20 protein-coding genes and 1 tRNA gene are annotated in these 18,925 nt (G+C 60.0%); 13 read left to right on the plus strand and 8 right to left on the minus strand.

Annotated features, from left to right (window positions below; genetic code table 11):
* The first annotated feature begins 27 nt into the window (after positions 1-27).
* The gene (murJ, locus tag SynA1560_RS01555; RefSeq protein ID WP_186501020.1) at positions 28-1,635 is read left to right on the plus strand and encodes a murein biosynthesis integral membrane protein MurJ; all 1,608 of its coding nucleotides are present in this window, start codon (positions 28-30) and stop codon (positions 1,633-1,635) included.
* Here murJ and SynA1560_RS01560 read toward each other — a convergent pair.
* The 3 genes from SynA1560_RS01560 to SynA1560_RS01570 are packed head-to-tail and all read right to left on the minus strand — an operon-like array spanning position 1,622 to position 2,485.
* A complete protein-coding gene (locus SynA1560_RS01560; protein ID WP_186469977.1) occupies positions 1,622-1,885 on the minus strand; it encodes a cytochrome-c oxidase in 264 nt (87 codons plus the stop codon). The genes murJ and SynA1560_RS01560 overlap by 14 nt on opposite strands.
* A 24-nt stretch (positions 1,886-1,909) precedes the next feature.
* Positions 1,910-2,200, minus strand: a complete 291-nt coding sequence (locus tag SynA1560_RS01565) for a DUF3181 family protein (RefSeq protein ID WP_186501021.1) — start codon at positions 2,198-2,200, stop codon at positions 1,910-1,912.
* Between the two features lie 30 nt (positions 2,201-2,230).
* Positions 2,231-2,485: a hypothetical protein gene (locus SynA1560_RS01570; protein WP_186501022.1), complete on the minus strand. Its 255-nt coding sequence runs from the start codon at positions 2,483-2,485 to the stop codon at positions 2,231-2,233.
* Between the two features lie 92 nt (positions 2,486-2,577).
* Here SynA1560_RS01570 and SynA1560_RS01575 point away from each other — a divergent pair.
* The 7 genes from SynA1560_RS01575 to SynA1560_RS01605 all read left to right on the plus strand — a co-directional run bounded on the left by SynA1560_RS01575 (position 2,578) and on the right by SynA1560_RS01605 (position 9,200).
* Positions 2,578-2,651, plus strand: a tRNA-Arg gene (locus SynA1560_RS01575).
* A 90-nt stretch (positions 2,652-2,741) separates the two neighbouring features.
* Positions 2,742-4,031 carry a serine hydroxymethyltransferase gene (glyA, locus tag SynA1560_RS01580; protein WP_255477017.1) on the plus strand — a complete coding sequence of 430 codons (1,290 nt, stop codon included), beginning with the start codon at positions 2,742-2,744 and terminating at the stop codon, positions 4,029-4,031.
* 90 nt (positions 4,032-4,121) lie between these two features.
* Positions 4,122-5,279 carry a glycosyltransferase family 4 protein gene (locus SynA1560_RS01585; protein ID WP_186501023.1) on the plus strand — a complete coding sequence of 386 codons (1,158 nt, stop codon included), beginning with the start codon at positions 4,122-4,124 and terminating at the stop codon, positions 5,277-5,279.
* Complete coding sequence (locus SynA1560_RS01590) at positions 5,272-6,546, plus strand: competence/damage-inducible protein A (protein WP_186469981.1); 1,275 nt, start codon at positions 5,272-5,274, stop codon at positions 6,544-6,546. Before SynA1560_RS01585 ends, SynA1560_RS01590 begins: the two co-directional genes overlap by 8 nt.
* A gap of 41 nt (positions 6,547-6,587) precedes the next feature.
* Entirely contained in the window at positions 6,588-7,991 is a 1,404-nt protein-coding gene (gene leuC, locus SynA1560_RS01595) for a 3-isopropylmalate dehydratase large subunit (RefSeq protein WP_186501024.1), read from the plus strand.
* A 68-nt stretch (positions 7,992-8,059) separates the two neighbouring features.
* Positions 8,060-8,674, plus strand: a complete 615-nt coding sequence (locus SynA1560_RS01600) for a 3-isopropylmalate dehydratase small subunit 2 (RefSeq protein ID WP_186501025.1) — start codon at positions 8,060-8,062, stop codon at positions 8,672-8,674.
* Positions 8,675-8,729: 55 nt separating this feature from the next.
* Positions 8,730-9,200: a pentapeptide repeat-containing protein gene (locus SynA1560_RS01605; RefSeq protein ID WP_186469984.1), complete on the plus strand. Its 471-nt coding sequence runs from the start codon at positions 8,730-8,732 to the stop codon at positions 9,198-9,200.
* Positions 9,201-9,212: 12 nt separating this feature from the next.
* Here the strand turns inward: SynA1560_RS01605 and SynA1560_RS01610 are convergent, their stop codons facing one another.
* Both SynA1560_RS01610 and SynA1560_RS01615 read right to left on the minus strand, forming a co-directional pair.
* Complete coding sequence (locus SynA1560_RS01610) at positions 9,213-12,422, minus strand: DUF3769 domain-containing protein (protein ID WP_186501026.1); 3,210 nt, start codon at positions 12,420-12,422, stop codon at positions 9,213-9,215.
* Between the two features lie 129 nt (positions 12,423-12,551).
* Positions 12,552-12,671, minus strand: a complete 120-nt coding sequence (locus SynA1560_RS01615) for a photosystem II reaction center protein I (RefSeq protein WP_006042333.1) — start codon at positions 12,669-12,671, stop codon at positions 12,552-12,554.
* A gap of 60 nt (positions 12,672-12,731) precedes the next feature.
* On the opposite strand from SynA1560_RS01615, the gene SynA1560_RS01620 reads away from it, so the two are divergent.
* Entirely contained in the window at positions 12,732-15,701 is a 2,970-nt protein-coding gene (locus SynA1560_RS01620; RefSeq protein ID WP_255477018.1) for a glycoside hydrolase family 38 C-terminal domain-containing protein, read from the plus strand.
* Here SynA1560_RS01620 and psbN read toward each other — a convergent pair.
* Complete coding sequence (gene psbN / locus SynA1560_RS01625; RefSeq protein ID WP_011932239.1) at positions 15,689-15,829, minus strand: photosystem II reaction center protein PsbN; 141 nt, start codon at positions 15,827-15,829, stop codon at positions 15,689-15,691. The genes SynA1560_RS01620 and psbN overlap by 13 nt on opposite strands.
* Positions 15,830-15,915: 86 nt before the next feature.
* Between psbN and psbH the strand changes: the two genes are divergently transcribed.
* The 4 genes from psbH to SynA1560_RS01645 are packed head-to-tail and all read left to right on the plus strand — an operon-like array spanning position 15,916 to position 17,269.
* Positions 15,916-16,116: a photosystem II reaction center phosphoprotein PsbH gene (psbH, locus tag SynA1560_RS01630; RefSeq protein WP_006042330.1), complete on the plus strand. Its 201-nt coding sequence runs from the start codon at positions 15,916-15,918 to the stop codon at positions 16,114-16,116.
* Between the two features lie 22 nt (positions 16,117-16,138).
* Entirely contained in the window at positions 16,139-16,375 is a 237-nt protein-coding gene (locus SynA1560_RS01635) for a TatA/E family twin arginine-targeting protein translocase (protein WP_186501028.1), read from the plus strand.
* Between the two features lie 4 nt (positions 16,376-16,379).
* Entirely contained in the window at positions 16,380-17,012 is a 633-nt protein-coding gene (pth, locus tag SynA1560_RS01640; RefSeq protein WP_186469988.1) for an aminoacyl-tRNA hydrolase, read from the plus strand.
* Positions 17,012-17,269, plus strand: a complete 258-nt coding sequence (locus tag SynA1560_RS01645; RefSeq protein ID WP_186501029.1) for a DUF3146 family protein — start codon at positions 17,012-17,014, stop codon at positions 17,267-17,269. The genes pth and SynA1560_RS01645 overlap by 1 nt, the downstream gene beginning before the upstream one ends.
* On the opposite strand, the gene SynA1560_RS01650 is transcribed toward SynA1560_RS01645, so the two are convergent.
* Both SynA1560_RS01650 and SynA1560_RS01655 read right to left on the minus strand, forming a co-directional pair.
* Complete coding sequence (locus tag SynA1560_RS01650; RefSeq protein ID WP_186501030.1) at positions 17,253-17,684, minus strand: RuvX/YqgF family protein; 432 nt, start codon at positions 17,682-17,684, stop codon at positions 17,253-17,255. The two genes, SynA1560_RS01645 and SynA1560_RS01650, sit on opposite strands and share 17 nt — an antisense overlap.
* Positions 17,681-18,886, minus strand: coding sequence for a DUF3084 domain-containing protein (locus SynA1560_RS01655; RefSeq protein WP_186501031.1), 1,206 nt, complete (start codon positions 18,884-18,886; stop codon positions 17,681-17,683). Before SynA1560_RS01655 ends, SynA1560_RS01650 begins: the two co-directional genes overlap by 4 nt.
* Positions 18,887-18,925 lie beyond the last annotated feature (39 nt).

Here is an 18,925-nt window from a genome sequence, read left to right on the forward strand (position 1 = left end):
TGTAATGGAGGAGGTCTGCGGGCGTCGATGGCGAGATCTCTCAAGCGCATTGCCCTGGTGGTCACGTTCGGCACCCTTCTGAGCAAAGGGGGTGGGTTGATTCGCCAACTGGTGATCGCTGCTGCCTTTGGCGTTGGTGCGGCTTATGACGCCTACAACTATGCCTACGTGCTGCCCGGATTCCTGTTGATTCTCCTTGGAGGCATCAATGGGCCTTTCCACAGCGCCATGGTCAGCGTGCTGAGCCGTCGCCCTCGGGAAGAGGGAGCCCATATCCTTGCCGCGCTTAACACCACGGTGAGTGCCCTATTGCTCGCGGTGACGGCGGTTCTGGTGCTGGCGGCAGATCCGCTGATCACGCTTGTGGGACCTGGACTGTCACCCGAGCTGCATGGCATTGCCGTGGAGCAGTTGAAGGTGATGGCTCCGATGGCTTTGCTGGCCGGCTTGATCGGCCTCGGGTTTGGATCTTTAAACGCTGCAGATGAATTCTGGATTCCTGCCATTTCTCCTTTGATGTCGAGCCTCGCTCTCATCGTCGGGGTAGGTCTGCTCTGGTGGCAGCTGGGTGCCTCGATCGCCGAACCCATGCATGCGCTTTGGGGTGGAGTGGTGTTGGCATTGGCCACCCTTGTGGGTGCACTGTTGCAGTGGTTGCTGCAGCTGCCGGCGCTGGCCCGACAGGGCTTGGCTCGTCTGCGCCTGGAGTGGGACTGGCGTCATCCCGGTGTCCGCGAAGTCTGGCGCGTGATGGGTCCGGCAACCCTCTCGTCGGGGATGCTTCAAATCAACGTCTTTACGGATTTGTTTTTTGCGTCGGGAATCATCGGCGCAGCAGCAGGACTCGGCTACGCGAATCTCCTGGTCCAGACCCCCCTGGGCTTGATCTCTAATGCCTTGCTGGTACCGCTTTTGCCGACGTTTTCGCGCCTGACGGCTTTAGAGGATCGTCCTCAGCTGATTGCCAGAATTCGTCAAGGGGTGATGTTGTCAACAGCTTCAATGCTGCCCCTCGGAGCATTGTTTCTGGCGCTGGCGGCGCCAATCGTGGCGTTGGTCTATGAGCGTGGCGCCTTCGACCAGCAAGCGGTGCAGCTGGTGACTGGGTTGCTGATGGCCTATGGCATCGGCATGCCGGCTTATCTCGGTCGGGATGTGCTCGTGCGAGTGTTTTATGCCCTGGGTGATGCGACAACACCCTTCCGTCTTTCCGTGGCGGGGATAGGTCTGAATGTGCTCTTTGACTGGGCTCTGGTGGGCGGCCCAACGCCTTGGGGGTCGCAGCTGCCTATCAATCTTGGGGCGCCAGGTCTTGTGTTGGCCACCGTTTTAATCAATCTGCTCACCTGTGTGGTGCTGTTGCTGGCGCTTCAGGTGCGTCTCGGTGGGCTGCCGCTCAGGGAATGGGGCTTGGACACGATCAAGCTGATTCTGGCTGCGATCGGGGCTGGTCTTCTCGCTTGGCTACTCAGTGTTGGCCTCGCATGGCCGGAGGATCTGATCGGACGTGGTCTCCAGGTGGGTTTATCCGGGAGCCTGGGGCTGCTGCTCTTCGTCGGTTTTGGTCAGGCTCTGGCCGTTCCGGAAGTGAGCCAGATCAGTGGCGGTTTGCGACGCAGACTCATTCGTCGCTGAGCCGCACCGCCCGTTCCTCGCGCACGTGGATCGGTAGTTCGAGGTGTTGGCGTCCAATCACTTGCGGACCTTCTACAGAGAGAATCCGCGCCTCGATTCCGAATTCGCGGAAGGCAGTATCGATCTCCTGAATTAAGGCTTTTTCCACCTGCGCTTCGGGATCGACAACTTTTCCAATCAGCCGTTCACCCAGCCGACCAATTCTCTGGCGCACCACCTCTCTGGCGTTGGTGACCTCGATGATGAGCACGAGAACTCCAGGTACCCAGCAACTTTATCGGCAGTGGTCCTCAAGAATCTGCTCGAGTTCGCAAAGTTGAGAGGACGGCAACAGGCGTGCCAGGGGCAGACGGCTGCTGCCACCTCCAATCGGAACCTGGACGGCTTCAAGAGCACGCCTTGCACAGACGGCGGCGCCCTGGTCGAGGAAGGCGCTGCATTCAATGGCAAGGCTTTCGGCAAGCCCAGCGTCACCCAGATACAGATGCCAGCCCGCCACCTGTAAATAAAGACGGTCGCCCAGGGCAGCGGTGAGGTCCTGCAGATCAGCAGCGTCCAGGGTCATGGCGATGGCGAGGTTGCCGTCATGTTGCTCTCAGGATGCGGAGTTGTCCGCATCTCCGCTTGGACGCAATCGCAGAACAATGACCAGATGGGTCATCAGTCCGGCGAGCCAGAGCTCGCTGAACAGGTCGAGATGATCCCAGGGGTGGCGCATTTGCTGGATGAACCACAGCCCACTGTTCAACGCTGCGAACACCATGGCGTGTAGGACGAAATTCACCACTCGGTTGAAGTGGCGATAGGTGGGATCGGCCGGGTCAGCGGGGCCGTACCAGCGGATGGGCATGGGGATGGGCCATTGCAGTGAAGTGATTGTGGCGTGGGGATGGACCCCAGTTGACGAAGGGCACCTCCGTGGGGTCAGATGGTCTTACGCAAGCGCTTGTAGCTCAGCGGATTAGAGCATCTGACTACGGATCAGAGGGTCGGGAGTTCGAATCTCTCCAGGCGCGCTTTGAAACTGCCTTTTGGCAGTTTTTTTTTGACTTTTTCGACAGTCAGAGCCTGTTGCCTACGATTCAGGCAACGCAACGTTGCAAGGCATGACGGATTTCGCTTCGGCCCCGATCAATGCATCCTTGGCCGCCAAGGATCCGGCCATCGCAGGCCTGATCGATCAGGAGCAGAGGCGGCAGGAAACCCACCTTGAGCTGATCGCTTCTGAAAATTTTGCTTCCCGCGCTGTGATGGAAGCTCAGGGTTCCGTCCTCACGAATAAGTATGCCGAAGGTCTGCCCAGCAAGCGGTACTACGGCGGTTGCGAGCACGTTGATGCCATCGAAGAGTTGGCGATCGGGCGAGCGAAAGAGCTCTTTGGTGCTGCCTGGGCCAATGTGCAGCCCCATAGTGGTGCACAGGCCAATTTCGCGGTGTTCCTGGCTCTGTTGCAGCCGGGCGACACGATCATGGGCCTCGATCTCTCCCATGGTGGTCACCTCACCCACGGCTCACCGGTCAACGTCAGTGGCAAGTGGTTCAACGTTGTCCAGTACGGCGTCGACAAGGACTCCCAGCGCCTCGACATGGAGGCGATCCGCCAGCTCGCGCTAAAGCACAAGCCAAACCTGATTGTCTGCGGATACTCCGCTTATCCCCGCATCATCGATTTCGCCGCCTTCCGTGCCATCGCTGATGAGGTCGGTGCCTATTTGCTGGCCGACATGGCACACATCGCCGGTCTGGTAGCGGCTGGTGTGCATCCCAGCCCCGTGCCCCACTGCGATGTGGTCACGACCACCACGCACAAAACGCTCCGGGGGCCTCGCGGAGGTTTGATCCTCTGCCGCGATGCCGAATTCGCCAAGAAGTTTGACAAGGCTGTATTCCCCGGCAGCCAAGGTGGCCCTCTTGAGCATGTGATTGCAGCCAAAGCCGTTGCCTTCGGTGAGGCTCTGCAGCCGGCGTTCAAGCAGTACAGCCAGCAGGTGGTCGCTAATGCCTCTGCTCTTGCGGACCGTCTGGTGGCCCGCGGCATCGATGTGGTGAGCGGTGGCACTGACAACCATGTGGTGCTGCTCGACCTGCGAGGCATCGGCATGACTGGCAAAGTTGCCGATCTCCTGGTCAGTGATGTGCACATCACGGCCAACAAGAACACTGTGCCCTTCGACCCTGAATCCCCCTTTGTAACCAGCGGTCTACGCCTCGGCACCGCCGCGTTGACAACGCGTGGTTTCGATGTCGAGGCCTTCCGGGAAGTGGCCGATGTGATTGCTGATCGCCTGCTCAACCCTGAGGATGATGCGATTCAGAGCCGCTGCTTGGAGCGGGTGGCAAGCCTCTGCAGCCGTTTTCCTCTGTACGCCACGGCAGCTGAGCCAGCGCTTGTCTGACTGGACCACGGCCCCTTGGATCCCCTCCAAGGAGCTGCCTAGGATTGCCTCAACACGGTCCGTAACGGGCTGACACCTCCGGAGTTTGGCGTGACTCTCGCGAGCACTCCCCTCGCAGTCGCCATTGGGATCTTCGTCGTTTCGGCGATGATCACCATGGTGATTGCGCCGGTGGTGCGACGGCTCGGATTGCGCCATGGATTCACCGATACGCCTGATCCTCGCAAGCAGCACAGCGTTCCCATGGTGCGTCTTGGTGGAGTGGCCATGGTGCTGGGGTTTTGTTTGGCCCTGGGATTGACATGGCTGTTTGGTGGATTCGGACTGCTGTCGCCAGCCCGCGATCAATTGATCTGGACGACGCTCGCGGGTTCGCTCTGTTTTTTTGTGATCGGCCTGGCTGACGATCTCTTTTCGCTCTCGCCATGGCCTCGGCTTGCCGGTCAAGTGGCTGTGGCTGTGGTGGTTTGGTCGCAGGGGGTTCAGATCGGCGCGATCGATCTTCCCTGGTTGTCGAGCAGCGCAGAGGCGGTGGTGCTGCCTGACATGATCAGTCTCCTGGCAACGGTGATCTGGCTTGTTGGCATTACCAACGCCATCAACTGGCTGGATGGGTTGGATGGACTTGCCGCTGGAGTTGCAGGCATCGCGGCCATTGGCCTCGTCTCGGTTAGCTTCTCTCTGCATCAAGTTGCCGCAGCTTTTCTCGCTGCTGCGCTCGCCGGATCCTGCTTGGGCTTTCTCCGGCATAACTTCAATCCCGCCCGCATCTTTATGGGAGATGGGGGGTCTTATTTCCTTGGTTTCAGCCTGGCTGCCATCAGCATCGTGGGCCCAGCTAAAGGGCTCACCACTGTCAGTCTGCTGCTGCCGCTGCTGATCCTCTCTCTGCCACTGGCCGACATGTCGGCCGTAATCATGGGTCGGCTTCGCTCAGGTCGGTCTCCTTTTTATCCCGATCGCCGCCATCTCCATCACCGGCTGCTGAGGGCGGGCTTCAGTCATCGCCGCACCGTTTTGCTGATCTATGTGTTCACCCAGTGGCTGGCAGCCATCGCGATGGTGGTGGCCAACGTGGAAATGCGTTTTCTCTGGCTCGGTTTGGCTACTGCGATTCTGGTCGGAACCGTGGTGGTGATTCAGCGTCAACGGAGCAATGATCGCGACCCTGAAGCGGAGCTCTCAGCGAGCGATTCATCAGTTCCGGAGGATTGTTCCCAGTCCTGCTGTTCCGACCCTCATGGCTGAGACCTCGCAGCCCTCCGGTGTGGAAATCCTCTGCATCGGCACGGAGCTTCTGCTGGGCAACATCCTTAATGGCAACGCCCGCTGGCTGGCTGAAGAACTGTCGGCTCTTGGTCTGCCGCATTACCGGCAGACCGTGATCGGTGATAACCGAGAGCGCTTGATCGATCAGGTTCAAGACATCGCTGGACGCTCTCGGGTGTTGATCACCACCGGTGGCTTGGGCCCCACTCCGGATGACCTCACCACTGAAGCGATCGCCGCGGCGTTCTCAACGCCCCTGGAGGAGCGGCCGGAGGTCTGGGCCGATATCACCGCGAAATCACGCAGTCGTGGTCGAGAGCCCAGTGCTGAGACCCGCCGTCAGGCCTTGTTGCCTCGAGGAGCTGAGGTGCTGCCCAATCCCACCGGAACCGCTGCAGGAATGATCTGGTCACCTGTTGAAGGATTCACGCTGCTCACCTTCCCTGGTGTCCCGAGCGAGATGCGGGCGATGTGGCAACAGACAGCAGCGCCTTGGTTCCGTCAGTCCGGACTGTCCCATGGCGCTTACGTCAGCCGCATGCTTCGGTTCTGGGGGATTGGCGAATCGGCGCTGGCTGCGCAGGTCGGCGATCTGCTCGATCAGTCCAATCCAACGGTGGCACCGTATGCAGGCCGCGGAGAGGTGAAACTGCGCATTACGGCACAGGCTGCGTCTCAAGCCGAGGCGCAACGTTTGGTGATGGCCACGGAAGACGATCTGCGCCGACGCACCGGCCAGCTCTGTTTCGGGGTTGATGATCAATCGTTGGCCACCGTGGTGCTTGAGCACTTGCGTCGACGCGGTCAAACTTTGTCAGTGGCCGAGTCCTGCACCGGTGGGGGGTTGGGTGCTGAGCTCACCGCTGTACCTGGATCGTCGGATGTTCTTCTAGGCGGGGTGATTGCCTATTCCAATGCCATCAAGAACAAGGTGCTGGGTGTGCCGGAAGCTTTGCTTGAGCAGGTTGGCGCCGTCAGTGATCCCGTTGCTGAGGCCATGGCGGAGGGCGTTCGACGCCTGACAGGCAGTGACTGGTCTCTGGCCATCACAGGGATTGCAGGCCCAGGTGGTGGAACCGAGTCCAAACCGGTGGGTTTGGTGCATCTCGCGGTTGCAGGCCCGGACGGATGTGAGAGTCATCCCATCCGGCTCGGATCCAGCCGCGGTCGTGACTGGATCCGCATGGTCAGTTCCGGTGAGGCGCTCAACCGGCTGCGGCTGCAGCTGATGGCCACCGGATCCTGACGGCTGGCCATCTAGGGTTGGCTGTTCACAGCTGACCTGGAATGAGCAGCGGAACCCTCTACGACAAGGTCTGGGATCTGCATCGTGTCGCAGATCTGCCTGGCGGTGCCACACAGCTGTTCATCGGTTTGCACCTGATTCATGAGGTAACCAGCCCCCAGGCTTTTGCCGCTCTCGACGAGAAAGGTCTGCCGGTGCGCTGTCCTGAGCGCACGTTGGCCACCGTCGACCACATCGTTCCCACCCTCAGCCAGGCTCGGCCATTCGCGGATCCTCTTGCAGAGGAAATGCTCAGCACCTTGGAGCGGAATTGCCAACGGCATGGCATCACACTCAACGGCCTCGGTAGTGGTCGCCAAGGGATCGTGCATGTGATTGCTCCCGAGCTTGGCCTGACCCAGCCAGGAATGACCGTGGCTTGCGGTGACTCCCACACCTCCACCCATGGCGCCTTCGGGGCGATTGCCTTTGGGATCGGAACCAGCCAGGTGAGAGATGTGCTCGCTAGCCAGAGCCTGACGATGAACAAGCTCAAGGTGCGCCGAATCTGGGTGGAGAACCGTCTAAGCGAGGGTGTGTTCGCCAAGGATCTGATCCTCCACATCATCCGCACTCTGGGGGTGAAGGCAGGGGTTGGTTATGCCTATGAATTCGCGGGACCCGCGATTGAGGCCCTGTCGATGGAGGAGCGCATGACCCTCTGCAACATGGCCATTGAAGGAGGTGCACGCTGTGGCTATGTGAATCCCGACCAGGTCACGTTCGACTATCTCAAGGGCCGCGCTGAGGCGCCTGCTGAGGAGATTTGGGATCGTGCAGTGACCTGGTGGCGCTCGCTCGCTTCCGATTCGAATGCCTGCTTTGACGACGAGATCCGTTTCGACGCTGGCACCATTGCGCCCACGGTGACCTGGGGGATCACCCCCGGCCAGGGCATTGGTGTGGATGAGTGTGTTCCGGTCTCCGACGAGCTCGAAGTTGCTGATCGCCCCATCGCTGAAGAGGCTTATCGCTACATGGAACTCGCCCCCGGTCAGCCCATCGAGGGTGTTCCGGTGGACGTGTGCTTCATCGGCAGCTGCACCAATGGACGACTCAGTGATCTGCAGGCTGCAGCCGCTGTGGCCCGCGGTCGCCATGTGGCGCATGGCATCAAGGCGTTTGTGGTGCCTGGCTCAGAACAGGTGGCTCAGGCTGCGGTTGCTGAGGGATTGGATCAGGTGTTCCGTGAAGCCGGTTTCGAGTGGCGGGAACCAGGCTGCTCCATGTGTCTTGCCATGAACCCCGATCGGCTGGAGGGTCGTCAAATTAGTGCCAGCTCCAGCAACCGCAACTTCAAAGGACGTCAGGGTTCTCCCAGCGGTCGTACGTTGCTGATGAGTCCGGCCATGGTTGCTGCCGCTGCGATCGCAGGCCGAGTCAGCGATGTGCGTCAGCTGAACTGAGCCCAGGGCTGTCCAAATCCCATCGTTTTTTCAATCCCGCTTTTTCGATCCCGTTGTCTGTTTCATTCATGACTGAAACCAGTGCCTTCCCCCAGGGTCAGATTTTGCGGGTGTCAGGCCGTGGACTGGTGCTACGGGGTGATGACATCGATACCGACCGGATCATTCCGGCCCGTTTTCTGAAATGCGTGAGCTTTGACGCCCTAGGTGAGCAGGCGTTTGCGGATGACCGCACGGAGCTCGCCGGCGACCACCCCTTTGATCAAGAAGCGCATCAAGGTGCCTCGATCCTTGTGGTGAACGACAACTTTGGTTGTGGCTCCAGCCGTGAGCATGCTCCTCAGGCCTTGATGCGTTGGGGCATCCGAGCCGTGATCGGTGTGAGCTTTGCTGAAATTTTCTATGGAAACTGCCTGGCACTGGGCATTCCCTGCGCCACTGCTGGCGTGGAGGATATCCGCAAGCTTCAGGATGCTGTGGAGTCTGATCCGGCAGCTGAGTGGACTCTTGATTTGGAATCACTGACAGTCAGTGATGGGACAACGACGCAAGCAATGGCATTGGCCGGTGGTGCCCTCGACATGCTGCGCAGCGGTCAATGGGATGCCACCGGGCAGTTACTTGCCAGGGATTTGGAGCTCAGCCGCACCATGGCAGCGCTGCCCTACCTGCATGGCTTCTGATTTCACGGCCGATCGTTGAGTGATTGTCTATGACTGAGATAGAGGCTCCTTAGCCATGACTCAGTTCAGCTTTGTTTCTTTGGCCGCTGCTGTGCTGGTGAACGGTCTTTCTCCTGTTCAACTGCGTGCCGGAACGGTCGAGCCCCTGCTGGTTGAGCCCTATGGATCGCCTCAGGAGCGCTTGATTCAGTCCGGTGCTTGTGCGGGCTGTGATCTTCGTGGTGCTCCTCTGGGAGGCGCGCATCTCATTGGTGCTGATCTGCGCGACGCCGATCTCCGCGGAGCCGATCTGCGAGAAGCCAATCTTGAAGGCGCTGATCTCAGCGGAGCCCGCCTAAAGGGGGCTGATCTACAGGGCGCAAGCCTGAGCAATGCCGATCTGTCCGGAACAGATCTTCGACAGGCTGATCTAAGAGGGGCCGTGGTGATCAATGCCTATGCACCTGATGTGCGCACGGAGGGGATGCGTTTTGCAGGAGCTGACCTCACCGGCAGTCATCTGATTTATGGAGGTGGCACGGATTGATGCTCTCAGGCATCAGAACGGTCGTTCCTCGAGTTCATTAGGCAGATTTCTGGGTGTGTAAGGAATGAAGGGTTGCCCAGTTCCTGTGAAGTTGAAATCATTCAGGCGAAAGCGGAAGCCGCCGATGCCTTCGTAGGGATTGAAGTAGAACCCGAGGTCGTAGCTGCGCCGTTGCCAGCGCAGTTCAATGTTGGAGTTGATCACGTTGCCGTAGAACTCCGAGCCAGGGTCGATGTTGACTCCCACGCCTGCATTCAGCAGCAATGGACCGGCAATTTGTTGTGTAATGCCGATGCCGAGGGTGGCGAGATCCACCGGCTGATCGAACTTGAAGGGGCTTTCGCCCTGCTTGAGGGTGCCGCCCCCTGAAACGGAGAGCTGGGTGTAGTCGAAGAATGGCTTGCTGAAGGTGCCCAGAGTCAGGGTCGGTCCACCGGTCAGGCTGATGGTGCCCTGGCTTCTTCCGTCACCGAAAGCCGCCATGGTGGTGTTGATATTGGTGCGGAAGGTGAGGCCAGGAACGATCGCCACCGGTGAGTAGCGATAGGCTGCTTCCGGTGTGAGTGCGGCAGGCCGTCCCCGCCAGAGCGGGTAGCTGCTGTTCATCGATCCATAGAAATTGGCCCGCATGGTGTCGATGAGCGGATTGTCACTTTGGTTGGTGGCAGTGAAGCTTTCGGCCTGATAGTTGCCGACCCCGATACGCCAGATGTAGTCGTTGCTGAGCTTGCCCCAGTTCCAATTGCCTTTCTGCTCTCCGAACACACCAAGAGCGCTGTAAACGTCGGTTTCACCCAGCGAGCCGTTCCAGGTGCGATAGCGGTAGGCACTGAAGAGACGGGCTTCCACTGCTCCCAGAAGGGGAAGCTCCACAAACCGAGTCACATCGCCCCAGAACCGACTGCCATTCAAGAAATTGCTGGGATTGAGCGTGCTGATGTCGGCTTCTGCCGATGCCGACCAGCCCATGACCTCAGCACTCAGCTCAGCTTCCAGGCCAAACAGGTCACCGAGGCTGTTCGCCTGGGTCACTTTGCCGCTGTCGATGGATGTGCCTGGGGCCACGTAGCTGGAGTTGTCTCCTTCAATGGCTCGCTGCAGCATGAATTGCGGTTCCAGCTCCAGGGTGACATCGCTGGAGAGTTCGATTGGACGGAGTAGTCGTCCGATATAGAAGCCACTGCGGTCTTCGTCATCGATGCCAAACACCCAGCGGTTCTCCACCTCTTCTTCTTGCTGGATGCGTTGCGTCCTCGAGACGGGGATCGGCAATCGTTCCTCGACGATCAGTCGGTTGCGTGCGCTCTTAATCAGGATGTCGCCATTTTCCACTTCCGTGGCAACCACGTCTTCGGCATCGATGCGTGTCTGTGCTGGCGTGAAGGGATCATTGGTGAACCCCATCCGATCGCTCGTCCAACCCTCAGGGGTGAGTTGCACGCGGGCGGCCTGAATGCGCCAGCGACTGATTTCACCCGTGACCAACTTTGTGTCTCCACGCTTTTTCAGTTGGGTGGGCTTCACACCGCCGTAGCGATTGGCCGCTAGCACCTCGCTGTTGCGGAGGTCGTCGGAACCTCCTTGGCTTTGTTCAATCACGAACCGTTGTTGCAACTGAATGCTGGTGATGCGTTGATCAAGGGCTGCGATGGCTTCGCTGCGCAGGCGTTCCTGTTCACGGGGTGACAAACGCGATTCGCGGGTTTGGGCGAGCGGTTCCGAAGCATTGGCTGTGGTCGCCCTGTGTGATTCCCGCACCGGGTTGCCAAGGGTCACATCCTCGAGCTGTTCGCTGAGCGTCTGTGGTGCCAGCCTCGACTCCCGATCGGGATCAGGACAGCCCAGCGGAGGCGGCACCTCCGTGCCGACCGAAGCTGGTTGGTCCTGACCCCAGCGGTATCGCACACCCACGAGGTAGGCGTTGCTGCCTTCCTTCACGCCGTTGTAGGTGCCGAAAGCTCCGGAGCGATGGTGGATGCGTCCCACCACTGAAAGCTGCTGTGAAACGGTGGCTTCGAGTTCGAAGCCGAGATAGTTGAGCAGTTGTGAGAAATTCTCTCGGTAGGTTTTTTCGTAGTTGCTGACGGAGGTGTTGTAGCTGATGCCTTCGACGAATCCAAAGCTCAGCCAAGGCTGCAGCCACAGGCGGGCGCCGATGCCCAGGATTCCTTCTCCAAAGATCTGTCCTGGGGTGTCAGCGTTGGGGACGTCCTGGTTGAACGGTCCACCCTGTTGCGGGTAGGCCTGGTGCCCAAAGAAATCCGCTTCGAGTTCCAGCTGCAGCGGCCCTGCCCGCCAGATGCGTTTCTGCAGGCTGACGCCAAGCAAATACTCCGGTCGCATCCTGCCGTTGAACAGAAACGTGTCGCCGAAATTCGAGTCGATCATCTGCCCGCCCCAGGCGGTGATGGCCCAGGGATGCGGATGCCAATCGGGAATCGATGGCAGCACAGCCGGGCAGACCATGGAGTCGTTAGGCGCTGGAGTGACTTCAGGCTTGTCGGGTACCGCCCACTCCGTTGCCGGCATGGGTAGCTCGGCTTCCCAGAAGTTGGCACCGTCTCCCTGGGGACTGATGCGATTGGCCGTGCTGGATTCCAGCTCGATGTCGATCGATGTGGGGAAACCAAGCCCCGTGCTTTCGATGACCGGCAGCAGTGTGTTGGGATCCCGGCTGGGGTTCTGAGATCGACCCCCTCCCGGGCTCACGGAATCGCCCCGGTTGGTGTCGCCTGGCCCCGGATTGTTGGGGAATGGGTTGAAATCAGCTGCCGCTGAGTCGAGGTCGAGAATGCCATAGACGTCCTCCATGGCGCCGCTGCGGTGCACCAGGCTGAACCGCAATGTGCTCGCTTGGAAATATTGAACGCCTTTGCGATAGCGAACGCTGCCTCGGGCAAAAAGGCTGTTGAAGTCACTGTCGAACTCCAGCCGATCAGCCTGTAAAAGGCCGCCATTCAGCAGAAGACGCACATTGCCTTCAGCGATGAACAGCTGTCGCCTCACGTCGTAACTCTGACGATCGGACTTCAGCCGTAATTCGAGGGGCGGCTGAGGAATGGCATCTGGAGCGAGTTCAGCTTGTGGAACTGATCTCGCTAAGGAAGCACTGTCTGCTGCGTTTCCAAGTCGAGTGACCTCACTCGAACGGCAGGGGGACCCCAGAACTGCAGCAACCGCCAGGAGGCCGGTGAGCGTGATCGAAGTCCGGGACGCTGACAAACCTGCGGCGCAGTGGCCGGTGATCCTCACATGGTCACCAGCAGCAATGGGCTGGAGATGACCAGTGCGCGTCGTGACCCTTCAACACTGAGTTGAACAGATCCGTCTTGGATCAGATCCGATCGTGAATCAATCTTCCAAATCTTTCCGACTGGGTGTTCGGCTGGGATCACTCGCCAGGAATCCGAACACGAAGATCCCGAGAAAGAAGAAGACGACCGAGTAAACGGAGATCTTGAGGGCGAGCATGGAGACCGACCGGCGTCTTTACAGCGCCATCATCTTATGGGTCAAGGTTGGGAAATCACGATGCAGGCCCCTCCGCAAGCCCGACGATTGGCGTGGATTGAAACGTTTCGACGTCGCAGCCGGGTGGATCTGCTGTCGTTTTGGCATCGCCATGGCGATCGGCAGCAACGGGCGGTTGTGCGGGAGCCATGGGGGCAAAGCAACCGTCCTGACTGGGCTGAGAGGGGTCTGTTGATCTGGCCCCGCGGAGGTGTCTGGCTGCAGATCGAGCAGAGGATCACCTGGCCTGAGCACTGGAGTGCTTGTCCTGATAGCTGTGAACGTCTCGAATTGAGCTGGTGGGCCGATCAGGTGCGTCTTTGGGTAGACGGCGATCTGGTTCATGAAGGAGATCTCTTCGATACCCGCTGTCGGTGGGCGTTGCCGGACCACTGGGGTGAGGGGCCGGGAGTGCATGTGTTGCTGGAGCTGCGCAGTCCTTGCCACGACGATGGTGCGCTGATCACCAGTGCGCTAACGCGTGAGCCGAGGCATCCCGATCGGGATCCCCAGGGATGCCTGCTTCCTGAGGCTTTCCGCTTGGCTGGCACGGATGTTGATGCCATGCCTGAGAGCTGGTTGGCGTGCCATCCAGAATCCGAGGAAGCCGTGGAGCTGGTGCGACAGCACCTCGCTCTCCAGCCCAAACCCGTTGGTGGTTTGCATTGGGTCGGACACGCCCATCTCGATCTGGCTTGGTTGTGGCCTGTGGCCGATACCTGGCAGGCGGCGGAACGGACCTTCCGTTCCGCCTTGCAACTGATGGGGCAAGCCCCTGAATTGCATTTCGCTCATTCCACCCCAGCCCTCTACAGCTGGATGGAGCTCCATCGTCCTGAGCTGTTCGCACGGATTCAGGAAGCCAGTCGTCAGGGACGTTGGGAACCCATCAATGGACCTTGGGTTGAAACCGACTGTGTGCTGGTCAGCGCAGCGTCGCTCTGGAGGCAGTTTTTGCTGGGCCAGCAGGCCAGTCGCCGACAGTTTCCGGAATGGCGCCATGACTTGGCTTGGCTCCCCGACAGCTTCGGTTTCGGGGCTGGATTGCCAGCGGTCGCTCAGGCCACGGGTGTGCGTTGGTTTTGCACTCACAAGCTGGCCTGGAATGCGGAGAATTCCTTCCCCCATCGTTTGTTTCGCTGGCGCAGCCGGGGCGATGGTGAGGTGTTAGCGCTGATGCTTCCTGCGATCGGGACCAATGCCGACCCAGTGGCGATGCAGCAGGAACAGCGTTGCTTTAAGCGGGCCACCGGCGTGGATCAAGCGTTGTGGCTGCCTGGTGTTGGTGATCACGGTGGTGGGCCAACGCAGGAGATGCTCGATCAGTTGCAGCTCTGGAACCACCACCCCCAGTCGGTGTCGCGCAGTGGCGGAACGGTGCGTGGCTATCTGCAAGTGTTGGAGCCGTGGACCGCGTCGATGCCGATCTGGCGAGACGAGCTTTATCTGGAGTTGCATCGCGGGTGTGCCACCTCGCGTCCGGATCAAAAACGCCACAACCGCACTTTGGAAAGGCTGCTACGCGAAGCGGATCTCCTTGAGGCGCTTGGGGCTGAGGCGATTCCCGCCAGGGATTGGTCCACGCTTCTGTTTCAGCAGTTTCATGACATCCTTCCTGGCACCTCGATTCCTGAGGTTTTCGATCAGGCGGAGTCACAGTGGCGTCGTGCACGCCGTCAGACGGCAGCTGCACGGACGGAGGGTCTGCGCTGCTTGCTCGATGGCAGGGCTTCTGATGCGGCGCAAGCCCCCGCAGGTGTTGAACGTTGGGCCTGGTGTGGCCTGCAACCGCTGCGGCGTTGGTCCCCGCTTCTGAGGCTGCCGAGCGGCGATTGGCGTTGTCAGGGACGCGATCTGCCGGTGCAGCAGGCTTCCGGTGGCGGCATGTGGGTCCAGCTTCCAGAAGCCGCAGGCGTCGTTGCCCTGCCGCTCGAGCGCAGGATGGCTGCGATCGCCAGCTGTCCTGCGCCGAACGCGATACGCCATCCCGTCTGGGTGAAGACCCTTGCCGAGCAGCATTGGCGTCTAGGCAATGGCTGTCTTGCGCTTGAGGTGGATGAGCGCGGTCTGATTCGTTTGCAGGATGCCCAGGGCGTGGATCAGCTCTCTTCTCCTGTGCAGATCAAGCGCTATCAGGACCATGGCGAGTTCTGGGATGCCTGGGATCTGGCGGGCGACTATCAGCAGCATCCGCTGCCGCTACCCCAGCGATGGCAGGTGGAAGCGCAGGAACAGGGGCCCCTATTGGCGCGGATGGTTCTGCGTGGTTCCTTCGGTAACAGCACGCTTCGGATGGATTTGATCCTGCGCGCTGACACGCCGTGGCTTGAGCTGCAGCTCACGATCGATTGGCGTCAGACCCATGAACTACTCCGGATGATCTGCCCGCTGGCGGCCCCAATCGTGCGCTGGGCGGCTGATACCAGTGGAGGGGTGATCGAACGACCTGCCGTCGCCATAACGCCTCGTGAACAGGCGCGATGGGAGGTGCCGGTGATTTCCTGGATGGCCAGTGAGGCGCCAGCTCCAGGTGGCGGTCTGGGGTTGCTGCTTGATGGGCCCCAGGGTGCGGATACCGGACCTCATCATCTTGGAGTGTCCTTGCTGCGTGGTCCGACTTGGCCGGATCCGTCGGCCGATCAGGGGCGACATCGGCAGCGATTGGCCCTGATGCCAACGCCGCAGGGTTGGACGCGGGAGGGTGTGCCCCAGGCCGCCATCGCTTTTCGTGAACCGGGCTGGCAAGGGCCAATGAACTTGGCGGAGTGTTGGCAGGGCTTCCCGGCATTGCCCCAATCGCTCACGACGGTCTCCATGCGCTCCGATCCTGAGCGGGCTGGGACAGTGCTGCTGCAGTTACATAACCCTGGGGCGTCCCGCGTGGTCTGGTCACTCCGCGACGTCGGCTGGGAACTTGAGGGAGGGGCCGATGCAGGCTGCATCCCTCCGGGTGCCTTGCGTGAGCTCAGGCTGGTGCGTCAGTCTTCGTGATCATCAAAGGGATCGTCCAGTCGCTTGGATGGCGGGCCGAAGGCTGTGTAGACCCCAAAACCGGTGAGTCCAAGCAGGGCAGCCAGAACCGCAATCGCCACGGACAGGGCCGGGGAGGAGCTTTCCATCACATCTCTCGACAGGATTGACCCTCTTCTGGGCCAGGACCTCTACAGTATCCAGACTGAACTTCACCCGAGACCTCAGCGCCGCTATGGCTCAACGCACCCGTCTGGGCGATCTGCTCCGTCCCCTCAACTCCGAGTACGGCAAGGTTGTCCCCGGCTGGGGTACCACCCCAGTCATGGGCATCTTCATGGTGCTGTTCTTGGTCTTTCTTCTGGTGATCCTCCAGCTGTACAACCAGTCGCTGATCCTGGAAGGCATCAATGTGAACTGGAACGGTGCCGGCTGATCCGGCTGCATAGGTTCCTTTCATGAACATCTTTGGTATCGGCCTGCCTGAAATGGCGGTCATCGGCGCTGTTGCGCTGCTGGTGTTCGGACCCAAGCGTTTGCCGGAACTCGGTAAAACGCTTGGGAAAACATTGAAAGGTTTTCAAACGGCCTCCAAAGAGTTCGAACGGGAGATCAGCAAGGCCATGGCTGAGCCTGAAGAATTACCTGGATCGCAGTCAGAGACTGAGTCTTCGTCCAAGGATCACGAGGACTGAACCCTTGACTCAAAGCGGAGAGCTCCGATTGGTGGTCGGGTTAGGCAATCCCGGCGAGAAGTACGCCTCCACACGCCACAACGTTGGGTTCATGGCTCTGGAGCAGTTGGCTTCTCGCGAGGGAGGCCGCTTCAAAGTGATGGGCAAACTACAGGGCGAACTGGCGGATGTCGGTACCGGTGACGCCCGGCTCCGCTTGTTAATGCCGCAGACCTTCATGAATGAAAGCGGCCGCTCGATCCGTGCGGCTCTCGACTGGTTCGGTTTCGACATCCATCAGCTGATCGTCCTTGTGGATGACATGGATCTACCGCTGGGTCGGCTGCGGCTGCGTGCTGGCGGTGGAGCAGGAGGCCATAACGGCTTGAAAAGCACCATTCAGCATCTGGGAACGCAGCAATTCGCCCGGTTGCGCATCGGGATTGGAGCCCCTGGCCGCACCCCGGAGGAGCGTCGTGCCCGCACTGTGTCCCACGTACTCGGTCAGTTCAATCGGGACGAAGAGCCGCTTCTCAAGGATGTGCTGAACGAGGTTCTTCGAGGACTGGAACGCATCCAGCGCCAAGGTCTGGATCGTGCTGGAAATCACCTCAACGGGTTGAATCTGGCTCCGTTGACTGAAGATGAAGCGGTCTGATGGCGCGGTTGCCAGCTACCACAGCTCACTTGCGTGTGCTTCATCAGAGCTTTCGCGATCAATGCCTTCAGGGTGAAGTCCAGGCGGGTGGATTCATCTGGGAATTTCAGTGGTTCTTCGATCGCGGTGAACTTTGCGTTGAACCTTCACTGGGTAGAGCCCTGATTCAGGACGCTCTTCAGCGCTTTTTGGTGAAGTCGGATTATCGGTTGGAGGCCGGTGGGGATTACAGCTTTACGGTCAGGGCCCGGTTTTGATGGAAGGTGGTTCCGGCCAATCCAGCGGAAACCCGAGGGTTTTTTCCAGTATCACCAGCGCTGCAAGCGCGTCCAGTTCACCCGGGGGCAGTTGCAGTCCGAGAGGCACCAGCCTGCGCCAACCTCGCGGTGGCCACAGCTGCCAATAGCGGGTTCGTGCCGTCAGCGTCGTGCCCCGTTCATCCACCAAAGTCACTGGCAGAACATTGGAGAGTTGCGCTGTCCAGTGAGCACTTGAGGTGCCGTTGCCCACGATCAATCGTTCCGGCGGTGTGGAGCGTTGCCAGCGTTCCAGGGTGTTCAGCACAGCATCGGCAGGCAGCACATGCCCTTCGATCACGCAGCGTTGATCCAGGGACGCGAGCACCAGCCCGCACTTGCTTCGACCAGGATCAAGGGCGGCAATCCAGCTCATGGGCTCGCAGCATTGGAATTGGATCCGGAGCTTCGCTTGATTCTGAGCTCGATCGCCACCGGATCGGCCGTTTCGCTGCGGCGTGCCGCTACCGCCTCGAGTTCAACGCGTCCCTCTCCCTGTTCGATCAGTTCCTTTGCGAGGCTGTTGAGGGAGTTGCCATCAAATTGAAGGCCCTGGCTGAGGGAGCCGCGGCGCTGAGCCTCTGCCAGCGTCGATGCCAGCAGCAGATTGAGGCGGTTGCGGATGGCTTGCGGATCGCGTTCGTTGCTGTTGATCGCTGTTGTGGCCAGCACTTCACCTTCGATGGTGACAGTGACATTGGGTCGGACATCCGGGAAGGCATAGACCACGCGTTCACCGCGAAGCACATTGGCGGCGGAGCGCAGGAGAACCACCCAGGTGCCGGGCTTGCGAATGGCCTGTTCGAGCCGGTTGATGTCCTGTCGCGGCACCAAGAGAATCTGACGATCCGGGGCTTCCCCCGGCAACACCTGTTGATAGGCCAGTTGATTGGCTTCTCTGAGAATTTGGTCGATGACCTGGCGTGCCTGATCCGGTCGATCGAGTTTGAGGGTGACCGTGGCAAGGGGCTGGCCGCTGCTGATCGCCACGTTGCCCCGTCTTAGGGCCAGGAGATTTTTCTCCAGTTGCAGCAGTTCGTTTTCACCAGCGCGAATTTGTTGACGAACAGCCTGGAGCTCTGCATCCGTGCGTCGGATTTCGGCATCACGATTGCTGACGTCTTGGCTGAGGCGCTGACGTTCCGCTTCTAGGCGAAGGGTCTGTTCCTGCAGTGGTTGCAGCGTGCTTCGTAATTCGCTGGCGCGGGCTTGCGCGTCAGCCAGAGTCTGTCGAGCTGCGATTTCATCGCTGCGAGCCTGCTCGAGCTGCTCGCGTGACTCCTGCTGCGCCTCTCGACTGGCCTTCAAGGCGGTGCGGCTGCTGCGTAGACGCGCCTGGAGTTCATCGAGTTCGAAGAGACCGACCCGCAGTTGGCGACTCACCAGCAGCATCAGCCCGAGCGATAGAACACTGATGAGGCTTCCCGTGAGCACAGTGATCACCACGGCGGTCTGTCGGGGGCGTAGGCCAAACAGACTCAATCGGGCTTTGCCCACCTTTGAGCCCAGGCGATCTCCAAGCGTTGAAAGCACCCCTCCCAGGATGAGGAGGCTCAACAGCAGCAGCCAGCCTGTCACGTGCTTTCAACCCTGCGGCAGGCCGCTGAAGTGGTGCCC

The organism is Synechococcus sp. A15-60, assembly GCF_014280095.1.
Taxonomy (GTDB): Bacteria; Cyanobacteriota; Cyanobacteriia; order PCC-6307; family Cyanobiaceae; genus Synechococcus_C.

What these genes read in the sequence shown, in the direction of transcription:
- murJ (WP_186501020.1), top strand. Translation starts at nt 28, where the DNA reads ATGGCGAGATCTCTCAAGCGCATTGCCCTGGTGGTCACGTTCGGCACC.
- SynA1560_RS01570 (WP_186501022.1), bottom strand. Translation starts at nt 2,485, where the DNA reads ATGCCCATCCGCTGGTACGGCCCCGCTGACCCGGCCGATCCCACCTAT.
- SynA1560_RS01615 (WP_006042333.1), bottom strand. Translation starts at nt 12,671, where the DNA reads ATGCTCGCCCTCAAGATCTCCGTTTACTCGGTCGTCTTCTTCTTTCTC.
- psbH (WP_006042330.1), top strand. Translation starts at nt 15,916, where the DNA reads ATGGCTCAACGCACCCGTCTGGGCGATCTGCTCCGTCCCCTCAACTCC.
- SynA1560_RS01635 (WP_186501028.1), top strand. Translation starts at nt 16,139, where the DNA reads ATGAACATCTTTGGTATCGGCCTGCCTGAAATGGCGGTCATCGGCGCT.
- leuC (WP_186501024.1), top strand. Translation starts at nt 6,588, where the DNA reads ATGAGCAGCGGAACCCTCTACGACAAGGTCTGGGATCTGCATCGTGTC.
- SynA1560_RS01590 (WP_186469981.1), top strand. Translation starts at nt 5,272, where the DNA reads ATGGCTGAGACCTCGCAGCCCTCCGGTGTGGAAATCCTCTGCATCGGC.
- glyA (WP_255477017.1), top strand. Translation starts at nt 2,742, where the DNA reads ATGACGGATTTCGCTTCGGCCCCGATCAATGCATCCTTGGCCGCCAAG.
- psbN (WP_011932239.1), bottom strand. Translation starts at nt 15,829, where the DNA reads ATGGAAAGCTCCTCCCCGGCCCTGTCCGTGGCGATTGCGGTTCTGGCT.
- SynA1560_RS01620 (WP_255477018.1), top strand. Translation starts at nt 12,732, where the DNA reads ATGCAGGCCCCTCCGCAAGCCCGACGATTGGCGTGGATTGAAACGTTT.
- SynA1560_RS01645 (WP_186501029.1), top strand. Translation starts at nt 17,012, where the DNA reads ATGGCGCGGTTGCCAGCTACCACAGCTCACTTGCGTGTGCTTCATCAG.
- SynA1560_RS01600 (WP_186501025.1), top strand. Translation starts at nt 8,060, where the DNA reads ATGACTGAAACCAGTGCCTTCCCCCAGGGTCAGATTTTGCGGGTGTCA.
- SynA1560_RS01650 (WP_186501030.1), bottom strand. Translation starts at nt 17,684, where the DNA reads ATGAGCTGGATTGCCGCCCTTGATCCTGGTCGAAGCAAGTGCGGGCTG.
- SynA1560_RS01605 (WP_186469984.1), top strand. Translation starts at nt 8,730, where the DNA reads ATGACTCAGTTCAGCTTTGTTTCTTTGGCCGCTGCTGTGCTGGTGAAC.
- SynA1560_RS01565 (WP_186501021.1), bottom strand. Translation starts at nt 2,200, where the DNA reads ATGACCCTGGACGCTGCTGATCTGCAGGACCTCACCGCTGCCCTGGGC.